Below are 18,836 nucleotides of genomic sequence, written 5' to 3'. Positions count from 1 at the left end.
GAAAAAGGGTAACCGCGCGATTCTAGCCCCTTGCGGCAAGATGGCGAACCGGCACGCCGACACCGGCGACCGGATGGGCTGCGTTCAGCCCCGGAGATCGCAAGCTCCATACACTTACGTACTGCCTGGCTTCGCCCCTTCGGTCCTGATGCGACTTCTTCTGTTCCCCACGCTGTGTGTGCTGGCCTGGCAGGCATTGCCGGCACATGCGGCAGAGCCCGATGTCAAAAACCGGGTCGTCGTGATCGAAAACGTCAAGCTGGATTACGCGCAGGTGCTCAATGTCGAGCCGGTCTACCAGACCCTGCGCGCCACCCGCATCGAAGAACAGTGCGAGGCCGAACAGGCGACGCCGGTGCCGGTTGCCGCTGTCGAGGACGAGGGCCGCATCAACCGCATGGTCGATTCGGTCAAGGAAATGTTCTCGCGTCGGCCCGAGCCGGCGACGCCGGCGGCAGTGCCGCCCACCAGCACCCGCCGCAATTGCAAGGTCGTGGAAGTGCCGCGCGAGTTCCGGCGCCCGATCGCCTTCGACGTGGACTACGTCTACAAGGGCACCAAGTACCGCTCGCGGCTGCCGGAAGATCCGGGCAACCGGCTGCGCATCCGGGTGTCGGTGACCCCGTACATTCCCGACGCCATCGTCGCACCGCCGCGCTGAGGCGCATGGCGGTTGCGCCGTGCCCGCATGCATGCGAGGATTCGCGCCCTATGCAAGCAATCCCCTTTCAGCACGACACCAGCGCCGCCCGGATGGCCTCCGGCATGACCTCGCGTGCCCGCCGACCGGAATCCCACATTTTCGCTGGGTAACCGGGGCGTTTTGCTGTCCGTTCTGAAGACCCAGCCCACAGGCTGGGTTTTTTCGTTTTGGCGTCACAAAAGTTTCAACCGCAAGAAACGCGCATGTCGCGCACCCCGTCGCTCCTGGCGGACCACGCAGCAGAAGCACGCAGCAAAGGATCGATCGATGTCACTGAAGCACTTCTTGAACACCCAGGACTGGAGCCGCGCCGAACTGGACGCGCTGTTGACCCAGGCCGCGTTGTTCAAACGCAACAAGCTGGGAAGCGAGCTGAAGGGCAAGTCGATCGCGCTGGTGTTCTTCAACCCGTCCATGCGCACCCGCACCAGCTTCGAGCTGGGCGCGTTCCAGTTGGGTGGGCATGCGGTGGTGCTGCAGCCGGGCAAGGATGCCTGGCCGATCGAGTTCAACCTGGGCACGGTGATGGATGGCGACACCGAAGAGCACATCGCCGAAGTGGCGCGCGTGCTGGGTCGTTATGTCGATTTGATCGGTGTGCGCGCGTTTCCCAAGTTCGTCGACTGGTCCAAGGACCGCGAGGACCAGGTGCTCAAAAGCTTCGCGAAGTATTCGCCGGTGCCGGTGATCAACATGGAGACGATCACCCACCCGTGCCAGGAGCTGGCGCATGCGCTGGCCTTGCAGGAGCACTTCGGTACGCCGGATCTGCGCGGCAAGAAGTACGTGCTGACCTGGACCTATCACCCCAAGCCGCTCAACACTGCGGTGGCCAATTCCGCGCTGACCATCGCCACCCGCTTGGGGATGGACGTGACCCTGCTGTGCCCGACGCCGGACTACATCCTGGATCAGCGCTACATGGACTGGGCGGCGCAGAACGTGGCCGAAAGCGGCGGCTCGTTGCAGGTCAGCCATGACATCGACAGCGCCTACGCCGGCGCCGATGTCGTCTATGCCAAGAGCTGGGGCGCGCTGCCGTTCTTCGGCAACTGGGAGCCGGAAAAGCCGATCCGCGACCAGTACCAGCACTTCATCGTCGACGAACGCAAGATGGCGCTGACCAACAACGGCGTGTTCTCGCATTGCCTGCCGCTGCGTCGCAACGTCAAGGCCACCGACGCGGTGATGGATTCGCCCAACTGCATCGCCATCGATGAAGCCGAGAATCGCCTGCATGTGCAGAAGGCGATCATGGCTGCCCTGGTGGGCCAGGGCAGCCGGGATTCGTGATTGGGGATTTGGGATTCGCAACGGCGAACCCGGCTCCCGACCCAACCTAGTCAACTTCTAAAGAGACCCCCATGTCGCAGCAGACCGCTTCTACCAATCCCGAATCCCCACTCTCCAATTCCGGCAGCAAGAAGGACATCGTCCTGGCGTTCTCCGGCGGCCTCGACACCAGCTTCTGCATTCCGTATCTGCAGGAGCGTGGTTATGCGGTGCATACCGTGTTTGCCGATACCGGCGGTGTGGATGCCGAGGAGCGCGACTTCATCGAGAAGCGCGCCGCCGAGCTGGGCGCCGCCAGCCATGTCACCGTCGATGGTGGCCCGGCGATTTGGGAAGGCTTCGTCAAGCCGTTCGTGTGGGCGGGCGAGGGCTACCAGGGCCAGTACCCGTTGCTGGTGTCGGACCGCTATCTGATCGTCGATGCCGCGCTCAAGCGCGCCGAAGAGCTGGGCACGCGCATCATTGCGCACGGCTGCACCGGCATGGGTAACGACCAGGTGCGTTTCGACCTGGCGGTGAAGGCGTTGGGCGATTACCAGATCGTCGCGCCGATCCGCGAGATCCAGAAGGAACACACCCAGACTCGCGCCTACGAGCAGAAGTATCTGGAAGCGCGCGGCTTCGGCGTGCGCGCCAAACAGCAGGCCTACACCATCAACGAGAATTTGCTGGGCCTGACCATGTCCGGCGGCGAAATCGACCGCTGGGAAGCGCCGGGCGAAGGGGCGCGTGGCTGGTGCGCCCCGCGCAGTGCGTGGCCGACCGAAGCGTTGACGGTGACCTTGAAGTTCGTCGAAGGCGAGGCGGTGGAGCTGGACGGCAAGCCGCTGCCGGGCGCCAAGATCCTGGCCAAGCTCAATACCTTGTTTGCCCAGTACGGCGTGGGCCGCGGCGTGTACACCGGCGACACCGTGATCGGCCTGAAGGGCCGCATCGTGTTCGAGGCGCCGGGCCTGATCTCGCTGCTCACCGCGCACCGTGCGCTGGAAGATGCGGTGCTGACCAAGCAGCAGAACCGCTTCAAGCCGGACGTGGCGCGCAAGTGGGTGGAGCTGGTGTACGAAGGCTTCTATCACGACCCGCTCAAGACCGACATCGAGGCGTTCCTGAAGTCCTCGCAGGCCAAGGTCAACGGCGAAGTGACGCTGGAAACCCGCGGCGGCCGCGTCGATGCGGTGGCGGTGCGCTCGCCGCACCTGCTCAACACCAAGGGCGCGACCTACGCGCAGTCGGCCGACTGGGGCGTGGAAGAGGCCGAAGGCTTCATCAAGCTGTTCGGCATGAGCTCGACGCTTTACGCGCAGGTCAACCGCTGAGACGACCGCCGCAGGCAGCCTATGCTCCTTCTCCCGCACGCGGGAGAAGGTGGCGCATAGCGCCGGATGAGGGCGACCTGCCGCATGCCCCCAGCTGCCCTGTCGGGTCGCTTCCCCTGCAGGCGTGGAAGCGGCTAGATGGGCGTTAGAAAGACCAACCACACGCAACCCGACGCAATAAGACGCGATCAATGACCACACTGCTCGACAACACACTGACGCATCTGCAGAAGCTGGTGTCCTTCGACACCCGCAATCCGCCGCGGGCGATCGCTGCCGAGGGCGGCATCTTCGACTACCTGCGCGCGCAGCTGCCCGGTTTCCAGGTCGAGGTGATCGACCACGGCGCCGGTGCGGTGAGCCTGTATGCCGTGCGCGGAACTCCCAGGTATCTGTTCAACGTGCATCTGGACACGGTGCCGGATTCGCCGCATTGGAGCGCGGACCCGCATGTGATGCGGCGTAACGAGGACCGTGTGATCGGTCTGGGGGTGTGCGATATCAAGGGCGCGGCGGCGGCGTTGGTGGCAGCGGCCAATGCCGGCGACGGCGATGCCGCGTTCCTGTTTTCCTCCGACGAAGAGGCCAACGACCCGCGCTGCATCGCTGCGTTTCTGGCGCGTGGTTTGCCCTACGAGGCGGTGCTGGTGGCCGAGCCGACCATGAGCGAGGCAGTGCTGGCGCATCGCGGCATCAGTTCGGTGCTGATGCGCTTTGCCGGGCGTGCCGGGCATGCGTCGGGCAAGCAGGATCCGTCCGCCAGCGCCTTGCACCAGGCGATGCGCTGGGGCGGCAAGGCGCTGGACCATGTCGAGTCGCTGGCGCATGCGCGCTTCGGCGGCCTGACCGGCTTGCGCTTCAACATCGGCCGCGTCGACGGTGGCATCAAGGCCAACATGATCGCGCCGGCGGCGGAACTACGGTTTGGCTTTCGTCCGTTGCCGTCGATGGACGTGGACGGCTTGCTGGCCACGTTTGCCGGCTTTGCCGATCCTGCGGCAGCGCATTTCGAAGAAACCTTTCGCGGGCCGAGCCTGCCGTCGGGTGACATCGCACGCGCGGAGGAACGCCGCCTTGCCGCACGCGATGTGGCCGATGCGCTGGACCTGCCGATCGGCAACGCGGTGGATTTCTGGACCGAGGCCTCGCTGTTTTCCGCCGGCGGCTATACCGCGCTGGTCTATGGCCCGGGCGATATCGCCCAGGCGCATACCGCCGACGAATTCGTGACGCTGGAGCAACTGCAGCGCTATGCCGACTCGGTACACCGCATCATCAACGGCGCGCACTGACGCCGCGTTCCGCGCCTGGCGCGGCCATTCCTCCTATCGATCACCGCAATGTCCCTCTCCGCACAGCCCCACAAACAGACTCGCCAGACCATCGTGCGCCTGCTTTCGAGCATGGCCAGCGCCAAGGAAATCAGCCAGTACCTCAAGCGTTTCTCGCAGCTGGACGCCAAGCGCTTTGCGGTGGTCAAGGTGGGCGGCGCGGTGCTGCGCGACGACCTGGACGCGCTGACCTCGTCGCTGTCGTTCCTGCAGGAGGTGGGCCTGACCCCGATCGTGCTGCATGGCGCCGGCCCGCAGCTGGATGCGGAGCTGTCTGCAGCGGGCATCGAAAAACAGACCGTCAACGGCTTGCGGGTGACGTCGCCGGAAGCGCTGGCGATCGTGCGCAAGGTGTTCCAGGCCTCCAACCTCAAGCTGGTGGAAGCGCTGCAGCAGAACGGTGCGCGTGCCACATCGATCACCGGCGGCGTGTTCGAAGCGCAGTATCTGGACCGTGACACCTATGGGCTGGTCGGCGAGGTCAAGGCGGTGAATCTGGCGCCGATCGAAGCCAGCCTGCAGGCCGGCTCGATCCCGGTGATCACCAGCCTGGGCGAAACGCCGAGTGGGCAGATCCTCAACGTCAATGCGGATTTCGCCGCCAACGAACTGGTGCAGGAACTGCAGCCGTACAAGATCATCTTCCTCACCGGTACCGGCGGTTTGCTGGATGCCGACGGCAAGCTGATCGATTCGATCAACCTGTCCACCGAATACGATCATCTGATGCAGCAGCCGTGGATCAACGGCGGCATGCGGGTCAAGATCGAACAGATCAAGGACCTGCTCGACCGGCTGCCGCTGGAATCGTCGGTGTCGATCACCCGGCCGGCGGATCTGGCCAAAGAGTTGTTCACCCACAAGGGCTCGGGCACGCTGGTGCGGCGGGGCGAGCGCGTGTTGCGCGCGACCTCCTGGGACGAACTGGATCTGCCTCGCCTGAAGTCGCTGATCGAATCCAGCTTCGGCCGCACGCTGGTGCCGGATTACTTCAGCAACACCAAGTTGTTGCGTGCCTATGTCAGCGAGAACTATCGCGCCGCGGTGATCCTCACCGACGAAGGCATGCTGGGTGCAAGCGCGCTGATCTATCTGGACAAGTTTGCCGTGCTCGACGATGCGCAGGGCGAGGGCCTGGGCCGCGCAGTGTGGAACGTGATGCGCGAGGAAACTCCGCAGCTGTTCTGGCGCTCGCGTCACAACAACCAGGTCAACATCTTCTACTACGCCGAATCCGACGGCTGCATCAAGCAGGAAAAGTGGAAGGTGTTCTGGTACGGGCTGGAGAATTTCGAGCAGATCCAGCACTGCGTGGCGCATTGTGCGACGCGCCAGCCGACGCTCCTGGGCTGAGCATAATGACGCCCATCGCCTTGCCCTTGGCCTGGAGCCAGATGCCCGTCTTGCGCGGGCAGCACGCAACCCTGGAGCCGCTGCAGCCAGCGCATGCCGATGGTCTGCGCGCGGCACTGGGCGACGGTGCGCTGTCGCACCTGTGGTACACCGGGGTGCCGGCACCGGCCCAGGTCGATGCCTACCTCGCGGCGGCAATGGCGGCCCGCGCCGAGGGCACGGCACTGCCGCTGGCGGTGCGCGATGCGGCCGGTGAGGTCGTCGGCTGCACACGCTATTACGGGCTGGATGCGACAGTGCCCAAGTTGTCGATCGGCTACACCTGGTACGCGCCGCGCGTGCAGCGCAGCGGCGTCAATACCGAAGCCAAGCTGATGCTGCTGCAGTACGCCTTCGAAACGCTGGGCTGCCTGAGCGTGGTGTTCGAAACCAGCTGGTTCAATCACACCTCGCGCGCGGCGATCGCGCGGCTGGGCGCAAAGCAGGACGGCGTACTGCGCAATCACACCCGCCACGCCGACGGTACGCCGCGCGATACCGTGGTGTTCTCCATCATCGATACGGAATGGGCGGGGGTGAAACGCCACCTGCAGTTCCGCCTGGAAGCAAACGCATGAGTGCTCAAGCAACAACCATCGGCATCGTTGGTGCCCGCGGGCATACCGGTTCGGAATTGATCAAGCTGGTGGCGGCGCATCCGCACCTGCAGTTGGTGTTCGTGTCATCGCGCGAACTGGCCGGGCAGGCCGTGGCCGACCACAACGACGGTTATCGCGGCGATCTGCGGTTCGAAAGCCTGGACGCCGACGCGGTGGCCGCCAAGGCCGCCGACGTGGTGATCCTGGCGCTGCCCAACGGCAAGGCCGAGCCGTTCGTTGCCGCAATCGACGCGAGCCGGCCGCAGACGCTGCTGATCGATCTGTCGGCGGACTATCGTTTCGACCCGGCGTGGTATTACGGCTTGCCCGAGCTCACCCGTGGCAGGTATGCGGGGCAGCGCCGTATCAGCAACCCTGGCTGCTATGCCACCGCGATGCAGCTGGCGATCACCCCCTTGCTGGATCAGCTGGCCGGCCCGCCGCAATGCTTTGGCGTGTCCGGCTATTCCGGTGCGGGCACCACGCCGTCGGACAAGAACAACCCCGAGCTGCTCGCCGATAACCTGATGCCGTATGCGCTGACCAACCACATGCACGAGCGCGAAGTGTCGGCGCAGCTTGGCGTGCCGGTGGAGTTCATGCCGCACGTGGCGCCGCATTTCCGTGGCATCACCATGACCGTCAACCTGTGGCTGCAGCAAGCGCTGACACGCGAGCAGATCCAGGCCCGCTATGCGCAGCGGTATGCGGGCGAGCCGCTGGTCGAGCTTGTCGACGAGGCGCCGTGGGTGAGCCGCATTGCCGGCAAGCACGGCGTGCAGATCGGCGGCATCACCCTGGCGCCCGGCAACAAGCGGGTGGTGGTGGTGGCGACGCTGGACAACCTGCTCAAGGGCGCGGCGACCCAGGCGATGCAGAACCTCAACCTGGCATTGGGCTGGGACGAGTTGACCGCGATGTGTTGATGCGAGTCCCTCGCAGAAGCCTGCACCGCCATGTGCGGGGATTTAACCTGACGCTTTACTTCGAGACGCTTTCCGATGACCAATCTGTTGTGGCAAAAACCCGGTGTTGCGGTGGACGCCAAAATCCAGACCTTCCTGGCCGGCGACGATGTGATCCTGGATCGCGAGTTCTTCCTGCACGACATCGCGGCCAGCAAGGCGCATGCACAGGGGCTGCAGCACATCGGCATCCTGTCGTTGCAGGAGCTGGGCGGCCTGAGCGAACAACTCGATCTGTTGGCGGACGATTTCCGTAGCGGCGCGTTCGTGCTCGATGCCCAGTACGAAGATTGCCATTCGGCGATCGAAGCACGCCTGACCGAGCGCCTGGGCGATGCCGGCCGCAAGATCCACACCGGACGCAGTCGCAACGATCAGATCCTGGTCGCAACGCGGCTATGGTTGAAGGACAAACTGCAGCGCGTGGCCGAGCTCAGCGGCGAGATCGCAAAGGTGGCGCTGGATCGCGCGCAGGCCGAAGCCGCATTGCCGGTGCCGGGTTACACGCATATCCAGCGTGCGGTGGTGTCGTCGGCGGGCATGTGGTGGGCCGGTTGGGCAGAAGCGTTTATCGATAATGCCGTGCGCGCGACCGGCACCTTGCACCTGGTGGACAGCAACCCGCTCGGCACCGCTGCCGGGTATGGCGTCAATCTGCCGCTGGACCGCGCGCACACCACCGCCGAGCTCGGTTTTGCACGTCTGCAGGTCTCGCCGATCTACGCGCAACTGTCGCGCGGCAAGTACGAGCTGGCCGCACTCGAGGCGCTTGGCAGCGCCACCCTGGACTTGCGGCGTATCGCCTGGGATCTGTCGCTGTTCACCAGCGGCGAATTTGCGTTTGTCGCGTTGCCGGCGCAGTACACCACCGGCAGCTCGATCATGCCGAACAAGCGCAACCCCGATGTCATCGAACTGATGCGCGCCACCCATGCCAGCGTGGCGGCCGCGCGGACCGAGATCGAACAGCTGCTGTCGCTGCCGTCCGGTTACCACCGCGATCTGCAGAGCAGCAAGGGCGCCATCGTGCATGGTTTCGGCCGTGGCCTGGCCGCGCTGGAACTGTTGCCGGCGCTGCTCGCCAATCTGGAATGGCGCCCGGACAAGCTGCATGCGGCGATCGACTCGGGCATGTACGCCACCGACGTGGCAGTGGAAGCGGCCGTGGCCGGCGTGCCGTTCCGCGATGCCTACAAGGCTGCAGCGGAAGCATCGGAAACCGCAGGGCAGGGGCGCACGCCGGAAGGCAGCCTGGCTGCACGCGTCTCGCCAGGTGCCGCAGCGGACCTGCAGCTGGACGTGCTGCGTGCCCGATGGGAGGCCCTGCTCTGATGGCCATGATCAGCACCGACACCGCCGAGCATTACCCCTGGGGCGAAGCCAGCCACGGCTGGCACCTGTTGCGCGACCCCAACTTGAGCGTGCTCGAGGAACACATGCCGCCAGGCGCTGCAGAGTTGCGCCATCGGCATAGTCGCGCGCGGCATTTCTTCTATGTGCTGGCCGGCGAGGTGATGCTGCAGCTGGACGGCGCACAGCATGTGTTGCGCGTGGGGCAGGGCTTGCATGTGCCGCCCGGTTCCACCCATCAGATGCATAACCTGTCCGCGATGGAAGCGCGCTTCCTGGTGATTTCCACCCCGTTCGGTCGTAGCGAGGCAACACCCGACAAGGAGGCCGGCTGATGTCGATGCGCTATCTGGTGCTGGCGATGCGCAAGCCGCACTTTCCGGCGGATGTGGTGGAGGCGCATCGCGCATTTCTCGATACGCTGCGGGCGGCGGGGCAGCTGGAACTGACCGGCGGCTTCAGCGACGGCAGCGGCGGCGCCTACGTGCTGGTCAACGTGGACAGCCTGGAGCAGGCGCAGCAGATCGTGGCACGCGATCCGCTGGTGCTGCGCGATGCCTCCACGCTGACCGTCCACGAATGGAAGACGCACTGAGCATTTCGCCACGATGACCACGCCTGCGAACACCTCGCCGTTCACCGAGCAAGCGCTGCCGCCGTGGCGGCGTGCGGTGCTCAAGGTCGGCAGCAGCCTGCTGGCCGCAGACGGTGGTGGCCTGTCGCCCCGCTTTGCGCTGGGTCTGGCGCAGTTCGTGTCGGCCAATCTGGCCGCCGGGCGGGAGCTGGTGATCGTGTCGTCGGGCGCGGTGGCGGCCGGCCGGGCAATCCTGCCCAAAGCTGCCGAGGCCGGCGCGCCGATCGCCGCGCGGCAGGCACTGGCTGCGCTGGGGCAGGCGCAATTGATCGCGCTCTGGCAACGCTTTTTCGAGCGCCCGGTGGCGCAGGTGTTGCTGACCCACGACGACCTGCGCAACCGTCGCCGTTATCTCAATGCACGCGCTACCTTGGGCGAGTTGTTGCGGCTTGGAGCGCTGCCGGTGGTCAACGAAAACGACACCGTATCGGTGGACGAGCTCAAGCTGGGCGATAACGACAATCTGGCGGCGATCGTCGCCGCATTGGTCGATGCCGATGCCTTGTTCATCGCCACCGATATCGACGGCCTGTACAGCGCCGACCCGCGCAGCAACCCGTTGGCGCGGCCGCTCGACGATGTCCCCGATCTCACGCCGCAGGTGATGGCGATGGCCGGCGGCAGCGGCAGCAGCGTGGGCACCGGCGGCATGCGCACCAAGCTGGAAGCTGCCGCCAAGGCCGGCGCCGCGGGCATCGAGACCTATCTGTTCAATGGCCGCAGCAGCGAGGTGGTACGCGGGCTGGCGCAGGATCGCCTATGCGGGACGCGCATCCATGCCGCGCGCACGCGGATTGCGGCGCGCAAGTACTGGTTGCGGCATGCGCCGGTGGAAGCCGGTGCCATCCTGATCGATGCCGGCGCGGCGACCGCGCTGAGCGAGAAGGGCGCATCGTTGTTGCCTGGCGGCGTGGCCGGGGCCGAGGGCGACTTCAGGCGTGGCGACATGGTGGAGATCCGTCTGCGCGACGACAGCGGCGAGCGCTGCCTGGCGCGCGGCGTCAGCCAGTATTCGGCAGTGGATATCCGCCGTATTGCCTGCCGCCATTCGCGCGAGATCGAGTCCGTGCTCGGGTACAGCTATGGGGAGAACGTGGTGCATCGCGACGACCTGGTGGTGCTGTAGCGCATCGCAAGCGCGACGCGCTACCCATGCTCGTCCGGGAGCCAGCGCGTTGCACACGCCCTGATCCAGTCGTCTGCGCTGCGGCAGCGGCGCGCCGAGAGATCGTTGCAAGCGCGACCGCTTTGGCTCTCGGCGACGCTTTGCGCTACTTTCTGCTGCAGTCTCGACGGCCGAACGTTCCCACCATGTCCGAAATGAAAATGCTGGCCCTGCAGTGCCGGGAGGCCGCGCAGGTGCTCTCGCAACTTTCCGCGCAGGCCAAGCAGGATCTGCTCGACGCGATGGCTGCCGCACTGGAAGCCGATGCCGCGTTGATCCTTGCCGCAAACGCGCGCGATCTTGACGCCGCTCGCGCCAAAGGCACCGGCACAGCCATGCTCGACCGGCTGGCGCTGGACCAGGTGCGCCTGGCCGGCATCGCGGCGGCATTGCGCGAGGTGGCGCAGTTGCCGGACCCGGTCGGTCAGGTCACACGCGACGACACGCGCCCCAACGGCATCCGCGTGCAGAAGGTGCGCGTGCCGCTGGGGGTGATTGCGATGATCTACGAGGCCCGTCCCAACGTCACCGCCGATGCGGCAGCGCTGTGCATCAAGGCCGGCAATGGCGTGATCCTGCGTGGCGGCTCCGAGGCGATCCATTCCAACACCGCAATTGCGCGCGCATTGCAGGGTGCATTGCGTGCGGCGGGTGTGCCGGAAGCGGCTTTGACGCTGGTCGAGGATCTGCGTCGCGAGACCATGCTGGAGCTGTTGCAGCTCAGCGACATCATCGACCTGGCGATTCCGCGTGGTGGGGAAGGGCTCATCCGCTTTGTCGCCGAACACGCGCGCGTGCCGGTGATCAAGCATTACAAGGGCGTGTGCCATCTGTTTGTGGATGCCTCGGCCGATGTGGAGCGTGCCGTGCGCCTGTTGGTCGACGGCAAGGCGAGCCGGCCATCGGCCTGCAATTCGCTGGAAACGCTGTTGGTGCATGCAGACATCGCCGAGCGCTTCCTGCCGCTGGCAGCCGCTGCGATGCGTGCGCGCAACGTGGAGCTGCGTGGCGACGCGGCAACGCGTGCGGTGGTGCCCGAGATCGCGCCTGCCAGCGACGACGACTATGCCGCAGAGTATCTGGATCTGATCCTGGCGATCCGAATCGTGCCGGATCTTGACACCGCACTGGCCCACATTCGCCAGTACGGCTCGGACCATACCGAAGTGATCGCCACCGAGGACGCCGCAAACGCCGAGCGTTTCGTGCATGCACTGCGCTCGGCGGTGGTGATGGTCAACGCTTCCTCGCGCTTCTCCGATGGTGGCGAGCTCGGCCTGGGCGCGGAGATCGGTATCTCGACCACGCGCCTGCATTCGTATGGCCCGATGGGATTGGAAGCGCTGACCGTGGAGCGCTTTGTGGTGCGTGGCGAAGGCCAGGTGCGTCACTGATCGGCACGCGGCCGACCAGGACCGTGGCGGCCCGCCAGCGATCCTTTGCCTGCTGAAGCAGCGCTGCCGCGCCCCTGGTGGTGGAGGCGTGGCGTCGCGAACTGACGCAGCCCTGCCTGCGCCATTGTCCGCAGCCACCGTGCGTGCAAACCGTGCCCACACCCGCCGTATCCGCAGCCACTCAGCGCACGTCCAACCTGCCGACCACGACCTTTGACACTCCCCCGGCAGCCTGTCGCCTCACTACAGTCGTCGATTGCCCCGCACGTTCCGGAGTCGTCGATGCGCCGCCTTGCTGTCTGCCTGCTCGCCACCGCCATTGCCGCCGCCACCGGCAGTGCCTTCGCCCAGACCTCGCCGATGACGCCGGACATCACCGGCAAGCCGTTCGTGGCAAGCGAGGCTGCCAACGACTACGTCAAGCGCGAGGTCATGATTCCGATGCGCGATGGCGTGAAGCTGCACACCGTGATCGTGGTGCCCAAGGGCGCACGCAACGCGCCGATGGTGCTGACGCGCACGCCATACGACGCCAGCGGCCGTAGCGAGCGCCTGGCCTCGCCGCATATGAAGGACCTGCTGCCGCCCGGCGACGACGTCTTCGTGGAAGGCGGCTACATCCGCGTGTTCCAGGATGTACGCGGCAAGTACGGCTCCGAGGGCGACTACGTGATGACCCGCCCGCTGCGCGGCGCGCTTAATCCCGGCGACGTGGACCACGCCACCGATGCGTGGGACACCATCGACTGGCTGGTCAAGAACGTGACCGAATCCAACGGCAAGGTCGGCATGATCGGCTCGTCCTACGAAGGCTTCACCGTGGTGATGGCACTGACCAACCCGCATCCGGCGTTGAAGGTGGCCGCGCCGGAAAGCCCGATGATCGATGGCTGGATGGGCGACGACTGGTTCAACTACGGCGCGTTCCGCCAGGTCAACTTCGACTACTTCACCGGCCAGCTCAGCAAGCGCGGCAAGGGGGCCGGCATCCCGCGCCAGGGGCAGGACGATTACAGCAATTTCCTGCAGGCCGGCTCGGCCGGGGACTTCGCCAAGGCCGCCGGGCTGGAGCAGTTGCCGTGGTGGCACAAGCTCACCGAGCACGCGGCGTACGATGCGTTCTGGCAGGAGCAGGCGCTGGACAAGGTGATGGCGCGCACGCCGCTCAAGGTGCCCACGATGTGGCTGCAGGGGCTGTGGGACCAGGAAGACATGTGGGGCGCGATCCACAGCTACGCGGCGATGGAGCCGCGCGACAAGCGCAACACGCTCAACTATCTGGTGATGGGGCCATGGCGGCACAGCCAGGTGAACTACGACGGCAGCTCCCTGGGCGCATTGAATTTCGATGGCGACACCGCGCGTCAGTTTCGTCGCGATGTGCTGCGCCCGTTCTTCGATCAATACCTGGTCGATGGCGCGCCCAAGGCGAGCACGCCGCCGGTGTTCATCTACGACACCGGCGAGAACCGCTGGGATCGCCTGCAGTCCTGGCCGCGCAGTTGCGCCAAGGGCTGTGCGTCGGCGAGCAAACCGCTGTATCTGCAGGCCGGCGGCAAGCTGTCCTTCGACAAGCCCGCTGCAGGGCAGGGCGCGTTTGAAGAATACGTTTCCGATCCAGCCAAGCCGGTGCCGTTCGCGCCGCGCCCGGTGGATTTTGCCGACCGCAGCATGTGGACCACCTGGCTGGTCCACGACCAACGCTTTGTGGACGGACGCCCGGATGTGCTGACCTTCGTCACCGAGCCGCTGACCGAGCCGTTGCAGATCGCCGGTGCGCCCGATGTGCATCTGCAGGCCTCCACCAGCGGCAGCGACAGCGACTGGGTGGTCAAGCTGATCGACGTGTATCCGGACGAGATGGCGTCCACCCCCAAGATGGGTGGCTACGAGTTGCCGGTCTCGCTGGCGATCTTCCGCGGCCGCTATCGCGAGAGTTTCAGCGCGCCCAAGCCGCTGGCGTCCAATCAGCCGCTGGCGTTCGAATTCGGCCTGCCCACCGCCAACCACACCTTCCAGAAAGGCCACCGGGTGATGGTGCAGGTGCAATCCAGCCTGTTCCCGCTCTACGACCGCAACCCGCAAACCTACGTGCCGAATATCTTCTTCGCCAAGCCGGGTGATTATCAAAAGGCTACCCAGCGCGTTTACGTGACGCCGGAGCAGCCCAGCTACATCAGTCTGCCGGTGCGTTGAGCCCACGGGCGCCGCGCGCCGGCGGCGCCCACACGTCTTCCAGCAACTGCGGGCGGCACACCACCCAGGCGGCGCCCAGCTGCACCACGATGCAGATCACCAGAAACACGAACGGCGAGCTCCAGCCGCCGCTGTGCGCATGCAGCCAGCCGAACAGAAACGGCCCCAGGCAACTCACCGCATAGCCCATGCCCTGCGAGAACCCGGAGAGCGCGGCCGACCCGGCGGCCGTGCGGCTGCGTTGGTTGACCAGCACCAGCGCCAGCGGAAACGTGCTCGGCCCCAGGCCGAGCAAGGTCACCCACAGGATCGGCGCCGCCAGCGGTGCCCACCACAGCCCGGCAAACGCGACCAGGTGGCAGGCCGCGCACAGCAACACGATCGGGAACGGGTTACGCATGCGCACTGCCAAGGCCGGCATGGTCAATGCGCCGACCATGCCGAGCGCGGCGAACAGCGCCACCATGGTGCCGCCGAACGCGGGCGAGGCGCCGGCTTCGCGCAGCAGCGTGGGCAGCCAGGTGAACATCGAATAGGTCACCAGCGAGGTCATGCCGAAGGTGATCGCCATGCTCCAGCCCAGGGCGGTGCGTGCGACCCGGCCTTCGGCTTCGGAGGTGGGCGTGACCGGTGCCGGTCCGGTAGCGCGCGGGCGGCCCTGGCTGGCCTGCACCAGCGCCCAGGCCACCAGGGCCAGCAGTGCCGGCAACACCCACACCACCATCGAGCTGCGCCAGCCCAGCGCATCGGCCACCGGCACCGCCATCAACGCCGGCAGCAGGGTGCCGACCTGCAGCACGGTGATGTACAGCGTGCTGACCCGCCCCACGCGGTCGCCGAAGTAGCGTTTCACCAACGGCGGCAGCACCACATTCCCCATGCCCATGCCGGCCAGCGCCACCAGCGAACCGGTCAACAGCCCGCCGGTGCCCGGCAGCAGTGGTCGCACCATCAGCCCCAGCGTGGCCAGCGCCATCGATACCAGTGCGGTGCGCAGCAGCCCGTAGCGACGCAGCACCGCAGGCGTTGCAACGCCGGTCAGCGCAAATGCGGCAGTGGGCAACATGCCGAGCGCGCCCATGGTCGGCGCCCCGAACCCGTATTCGCCGGCAATGCGTTCCAGCAACGGGGTCAACGACGTTACCGCCGTACGCAAGTTGAAGGCGGACAACAAAATGGCGGCCAGCACCAGGGCGCGCCCACGCGATTGGGCGGACAAGGACGAGGCGGCAGTGACAACAGACATGACAGACCATCCGCACCGTGCACATCCGTGCGGCGGCGCCTGAAAACACAAAACCGGCACGAGGCCGGTTTTGTGTTTTGAAACTGGTCGGGGAGACAGGATTCGAACCTGCGACCTCTACGTCCCGAACGTAGCGCTCTACCAGACTGAGCTACACCCCGAAGGAGCCGCGTATGTTACATAGGGAATGCGGAATCGGCAAGCATCCATCGCAATTATTTTTCCTGAGGCCGATGCGCACGCTCGGGCTCGCGCGCCTCGAACCACATGCCGTTGAGAACAGCGGCCAATGCCGCCAGACCGGTGCCGAGAATCCAGGCGAAGTACCACATCGTGTGTGCTCCTGAAAAACGTTGAGGAAGTGGGAAGGCGAGCGCAGCTGCGACGACATGCCGGCATCGCCGCAACCGCGTCAGCTAATACGCATTGGGATTGGCGGAGAGTTCGTCGGCAGTCACCTTGCCCCGGAGCACGCGATACACCCACGCCGTGTAGGCCAGCACGATCGGCATGAACACGGTGGTGGCCAGCAGCATGATCCACAGCGTGAGACGGCTGCTGGAAGCGTCCCATAGCGTCAGGCTGGCACTCGGTGCAGTGGAGGACGGCAGCAGGAACGGGAACAGCGCAAACCCCACGGTAAAGACGATGCCGATGATGGCGCTGCCCGAGGCGATGAACGCCAGCCCGCCGCGTCGTGCACGCAGCAGCACTGCGCTCATCCCGAGCCCGAGCAGGCCGACCAGTGGCGCCACCAAGGTGGCCGGCATGCTGCCGTAGTTGTATAGCCAGCCGCCGCTAGCCGTCAGTGCAGCGGTCTTGGCCAGTGGATTGGTCTGCGCATCGGTCGCCAGCACCGATGTCACGGCGTAGCCGGGCAGGCCAAGCGCCACCCAGGCGCCGGCTGCGGCAAACAATGCCACCGCACCCAGCGCGGCGAGGCTGCCGATACGCGCGGCGCGTTCGGCCACCGGTCCACTGGTCTTGAGCACCAGCATCGCCGCGCCGTGGGCGATCAGCATCGCCACGCTGAGCAGACCGGCGAGCAGCGCGAACGGCGTCAGCAGCCCGAACAGATTGCCGGTGTAGAAGATGCGCATGCTGTCGTCGAAATGGAACGGAACACCCAGCACGACATTGCCAACCGCCACGCCCATGATCAACGCCGGAACGAAACCGCCGACGAACAATGCCCAATCCCAACTGTTGCGCCAGCGTTGGTCCGTCAGTTTGCCGCGGAACTTGAAGCCGACCGGCCGCAGGATCAGCGCAAACAGAATCACGAACATCGCCAGATAGAATCCGGAAAAACTCACCGCATACAGCGGCGGGAACGCAGCGAAGATCGCGCCACCGCCCAGGATCAGCCATACCTGGTTGCCTTCCCAGACCGGGCCGACGGTGTTGATCACCAGACGACGTTCGGCATCGTTTTTCGCCACGAACGGCAGCAGCGCGCCGACGCCCAGATCGAAACCGCCCATCACCGCGTAACCGGACAGCAATACGCCGAGCAACAGCCACCAGATCACGCGCAATGTGGTGTAGTCGAGCAAGATGAAATCCATGGTGTCTCTCCTGGCTTACGGTGCGCCGCCGGCCAGTGCGCCGGTGCTCAATGGGGCATGGGGTGAGGACGCGTCGGGCGAGTCGCCGTTCGGTGACGGGCTGCGTTGCGTCGGCGGAAACAGCGCGTCCGGGCCCTTGCGGATCGTCTTCAGCGACAGCTTGATCGCGATCACCAGCAGCGTGGTGTACAGCGCGGTGAAGCCGACCAGGGTCAACACGATTTCATACAGATCCAGACCCGATGCGGCATAGAAGGTCGGCAGCACGCCTTCAACCGCCCACGGCTGGCGGCCGTACTCGGCCACGAACCAACCGCACTCGATGGCGATCCACGGCAACGGCAGCGTCCACAACGCCAGGGTCAGGAACCAGCGCTTTTCCTGGAAGGTGTGCTTGCACGCGAACCAGAACGCAATGGCGAAGAAGGCGATGAGATACACGCCGATGCCTGCCATGATGCGGAACGTCCAGAACAGCGGGAGCACACGTGGCACCGTATCCATCGCCGCCTGCGCGATCTGCTCGGGCGTGGCATTGCCGATGTCGTCGCGATAGCGCTTGAGCAGCAGGCCGTGGCCCAGATCCTGCCAATGCGCATCGAAGATCTTGCGTGCTTCGAGATCGTCCTTGTTGGTGCGGATGCGTTGTAGCGCGCCGTAGGCGATCTGCCCGCCGCGGATGCGGTGTTCGGCACGGCCGACCAGTTCCAGGATGCCGGGGATCGGCTGATCCAGCGAACGCGTGGCGATCAGGCCCATCAGGTACGGAATCTTGATCGCGTAGTCGTTGCGATGGGTCTGCTGGTTGGGAATGCCGAACGCGGTGAAGTCGGCCGGCGCGGCTTCGGTCTCCCACATCGCTTCGATCGCGGCCAGCTTCATCTTCTGGTGTTCGTTGGCGGCGTAGCCGCTCTCGTCGCCGAGCACCACCACCGACAGCGACGACAACAGGCCGAAGGCTGCGGCCACCGCAAACGAGCGGCGCGCCATCTCGGTGTGCTTGCCGCGTAGCAGATAGAACGCGCTGATCGACATCACGAACACCGCACCGAGCACGTAGCCGGCGCTGACGGTATGCACGAACTTGGCCTGCGCCACCGGGTTGAACAGCACCGCCATGAAATCGACCACTTCCATACGCATGGTGTCCGGGTTGAACACCGCGCCGGTCGGGTTCTGCATCCAGCCGTTGGCGATCAGGATCCACAGCGCAGAGAAGTTGCTGCCCAAGGCCACCAGCCAGGTGGTGATCAGGTGCTGCAGCTTGCTCAGGCGGTTCCAGCCCAGGAAGAACAGGCCCAGGAACGTCGCTTCCAGGAAGAACGCCATCAACCCTTCGATCGCCAGCGGCGCGCCGAAGATGTCGCCGACGTAATGGCTGTAGTACGACCAGTTCATGCCGAACTCGAACTCCATCACGATGCCGGTGCCGACACCCATGGCGAAGTTGATGCCGAACAATACGCCCCAGAACATGGTCATGCGCCGCCAGATCGGCTTGCCGGTCATGACGTAGACGCTTTCCATGATGCCGAGCAGGAACGACAGGCCCATGGTCAGCGGCGGAAAGATGAAGTGGTACATCGCGGTGACTGCGAATTGCAGCCGCGACAGTTCGACAACTGTCGAGTCGATCATGGCGGGGTGGCCTGGTTGAGTATCGGTGAGGAACATGGCGGATCAT

17 protein-coding genes and 1 tRNA gene are annotated in these 18,836 nt (G+C 65.4%); 13 read left to right on the top strand and 5 right to left on the bottom strand.

Features of this window, described 5'->3' with window-relative positions; all coding sequences use genetic code 11:
• Window positions 1-148: 148 nt before the first annotated feature.
• The 13 genes from FHY18_RS01780 to FHY18_RS01720 all read left to right on the top strand — a co-directional run bounded on the left by FHY18_RS01780 (window position 149) and on the right by FHY18_RS01720 (window position 14,338).
• Complete coding sequence (locus FHY18_RS01780) at window positions 149-661, top strand: hypothetical protein (RefSeq protein ID WP_259150610.1); 513 nt, start codon at window positions 149-151, stop codon at window positions 659-661.
• A gap of 309 nt (window positions 662-970) precedes the next feature.
• The gene (locus FHY18_RS01775) at window positions 971-1,996 is read left to right on the top strand and encodes an N-acetylornithine carbamoyltransferase (protein ID WP_259150609.1); all 1,026 of its coding nucleotides are present in this window, start codon (window positions 971-973) and stop codon (window positions 1,994-1,996) included.
• A 71-nt stretch (window positions 1,997-2,067) separates the two neighbouring features.
• Window positions 2,068-3,312, top strand: coding sequence for an argininosuccinate synthase (locus FHY18_RS01770; RefSeq protein WP_259150608.1), 1,245 nt, complete (start codon window positions 2,068-2,070; stop codon window positions 3,310-3,312).
• Window positions 3,313-3,503: 191 nt separating this feature from the next.
• Window positions 3,504-4,604: an acetylornithine deacetylase gene (locus FHY18_RS01765; protein ID WP_259150607.1), complete on the top strand. Its 1,101-nt coding sequence runs from the start codon at window positions 3,504-3,506 to the stop codon at window positions 4,602-4,604.
• 48 nt (window positions 4,605-4,652) lie between these two features.
• Entirely contained in the window at window positions 4,653-5,996 is a 1,344-nt protein-coding gene (locus FHY18_RS01760; protein ID WP_259150606.1) for an acetylglutamate kinase, read from the top strand.
• A 5-nt stretch (window positions 5,997-6,001) separates the two neighbouring features.
• Window positions 6,002-6,613 (top strand): GNAT family protein, encoded by a 612-nt coding sequence (locus FHY18_RS01755; RefSeq protein ID WP_259150605.1) that lies wholly within the window; start codon window positions 6,002-6,004, stop codon window positions 6,611-6,613.
• Window positions 6,610-7,560 carry an N-acetyl-gamma-glutamyl-phosphate reductase gene (gene argC / locus FHY18_RS01750; protein ID WP_259150603.1) on the top strand — a complete coding sequence of 317 codons (951 nt, stop codon included), beginning with the start codon at window positions 6,610-6,612 and terminating at the stop codon, window positions 7,558-7,560. The genes FHY18_RS01755 and argC overlap by 4 nt, the downstream gene beginning before the upstream one ends.
• A 75-nt stretch (window positions 7,561-7,635) precedes the next feature.
• Entirely contained in the window at window positions 7,636-8,931 is a 1,296-nt protein-coding gene (locus FHY18_RS01745; RefSeq protein WP_259150602.1) for an argininosuccinate lyase, read from the top strand.
• On the top strand, window positions 8,931-9,284 hold the full coding sequence (locus FHY18_RS01740) for a cupin domain-containing protein (protein ID WP_259150600.1): 354 nt from the start codon (window positions 8,931-8,933) through the stop codon (window positions 9,282-9,284). Before FHY18_RS01745 ends, FHY18_RS01740 begins: the two co-directional genes overlap by 1 nt.
• Entirely contained in the window at window positions 9,284-9,544 is a 261-nt protein-coding gene (locus tag FHY18_RS01735; RefSeq protein ID WP_259150599.1) for a YciI family protein, read from the top strand. The genes FHY18_RS01740 and FHY18_RS01735 overlap by 1 nt, the downstream gene beginning before the upstream one ends.
• Before the next feature lie 13 nt (window positions 9,545-9,557).
• Window positions 9,558-10,709: a glutamate 5-kinase gene (gene proB, locus FHY18_RS01730; protein ID WP_259150598.1), complete on the top strand. Its 1,152-nt coding sequence runs from the start codon at window positions 9,558-9,560 to the stop codon at window positions 10,707-10,709.
• Window positions 10,710-10,894: 185 nt separating this feature from the next.
• A complete protein-coding gene (locus FHY18_RS01725; RefSeq protein ID WP_259150597.1) occupies window positions 10,895-12,142 on the top strand; it encodes a glutamate-5-semialdehyde dehydrogenase in 1,248 nt (415 codons plus the stop codon).
• A gap of 282 nt (window positions 12,143-12,424) precedes the next feature.
• Window positions 12,425-14,338 carry a CocE/NonD family hydrolase gene (locus FHY18_RS01720; RefSeq protein ID WP_259150596.1) on the top strand — a complete coding sequence of 638 codons (1,914 nt, stop codon included), beginning with the start codon at window positions 12,425-12,427 and terminating at the stop codon, window positions 14,336-14,338.
• Here FHY18_RS01720 and FHY18_RS01715 read toward each other — a convergent pair.
• The 5 genes from FHY18_RS01715 to FHY18_RS01695 form a co-directional block, all read right to left on the bottom strand.
• Complete coding sequence (locus FHY18_RS01715) at window positions 14,319-15,584, bottom strand: MFS transporter (RefSeq protein WP_259150593.1); 1,266 nt, start codon at window positions 15,582-15,584, stop codon at window positions 14,319-14,321. The two genes, FHY18_RS01720 and FHY18_RS01715, sit on opposite strands and share 20 nt — an antisense overlap.
• Before the next feature lie 84 nt (window positions 15,585-15,668).
• Window positions 15,669-15,745 (bottom strand) — tRNA-Pro (locus FHY18_RS01710).
• A gap of 54 nt (window positions 15,746-15,799) precedes the next feature.
• A complete protein-coding gene (gene cydX, locus FHY18_RS01705; RefSeq protein WP_055852095.1) occupies window positions 15,800-15,916 on the bottom strand; it encodes a cytochrome bd-I oxidase subunit CydX in 117 nt (38 codons plus the stop codon).
• 84 nt (window positions 15,917-16,000) lie between these two features.
• Window positions 16,001-17,152, bottom strand: a complete 1,152-nt coding sequence (gene cydB, locus FHY18_RS01700) for a cytochrome d ubiquinol oxidase subunit II (protein ID WP_259150590.1) — start codon at window positions 17,150-17,152, stop codon at window positions 16,001-16,003.
• 15 nt (window positions 17,153-17,167) lie between these two features.
• On the bottom strand, window positions 17,168-18,790 hold the full coding sequence (locus FHY18_RS01695; protein ID WP_259150589.1) for a cytochrome ubiquinol oxidase subunit I: 1,623 nt from the start codon (window positions 18,788-18,790) through the stop codon (window positions 17,168-17,170).
• Between the last annotated feature and the right edge of the window lie 46 nt (window positions 18,791-18,836).

Source organism: Xanthomonas sp. 3793, assembly GCF_024806835.1.
In the GTDB taxonomy this organism is placed as follows: Bacteria; Pseudomonadota; Gammaproteobacteria; order Xanthomonadales; family Xanthomonadaceae; genus Xanthomonas; species Xanthomonas arboricola_F.
Note: the sequence above shows the minus strand (reverse complement) of the source record. Positions and strands in the feature narration are given on the sequence as shown.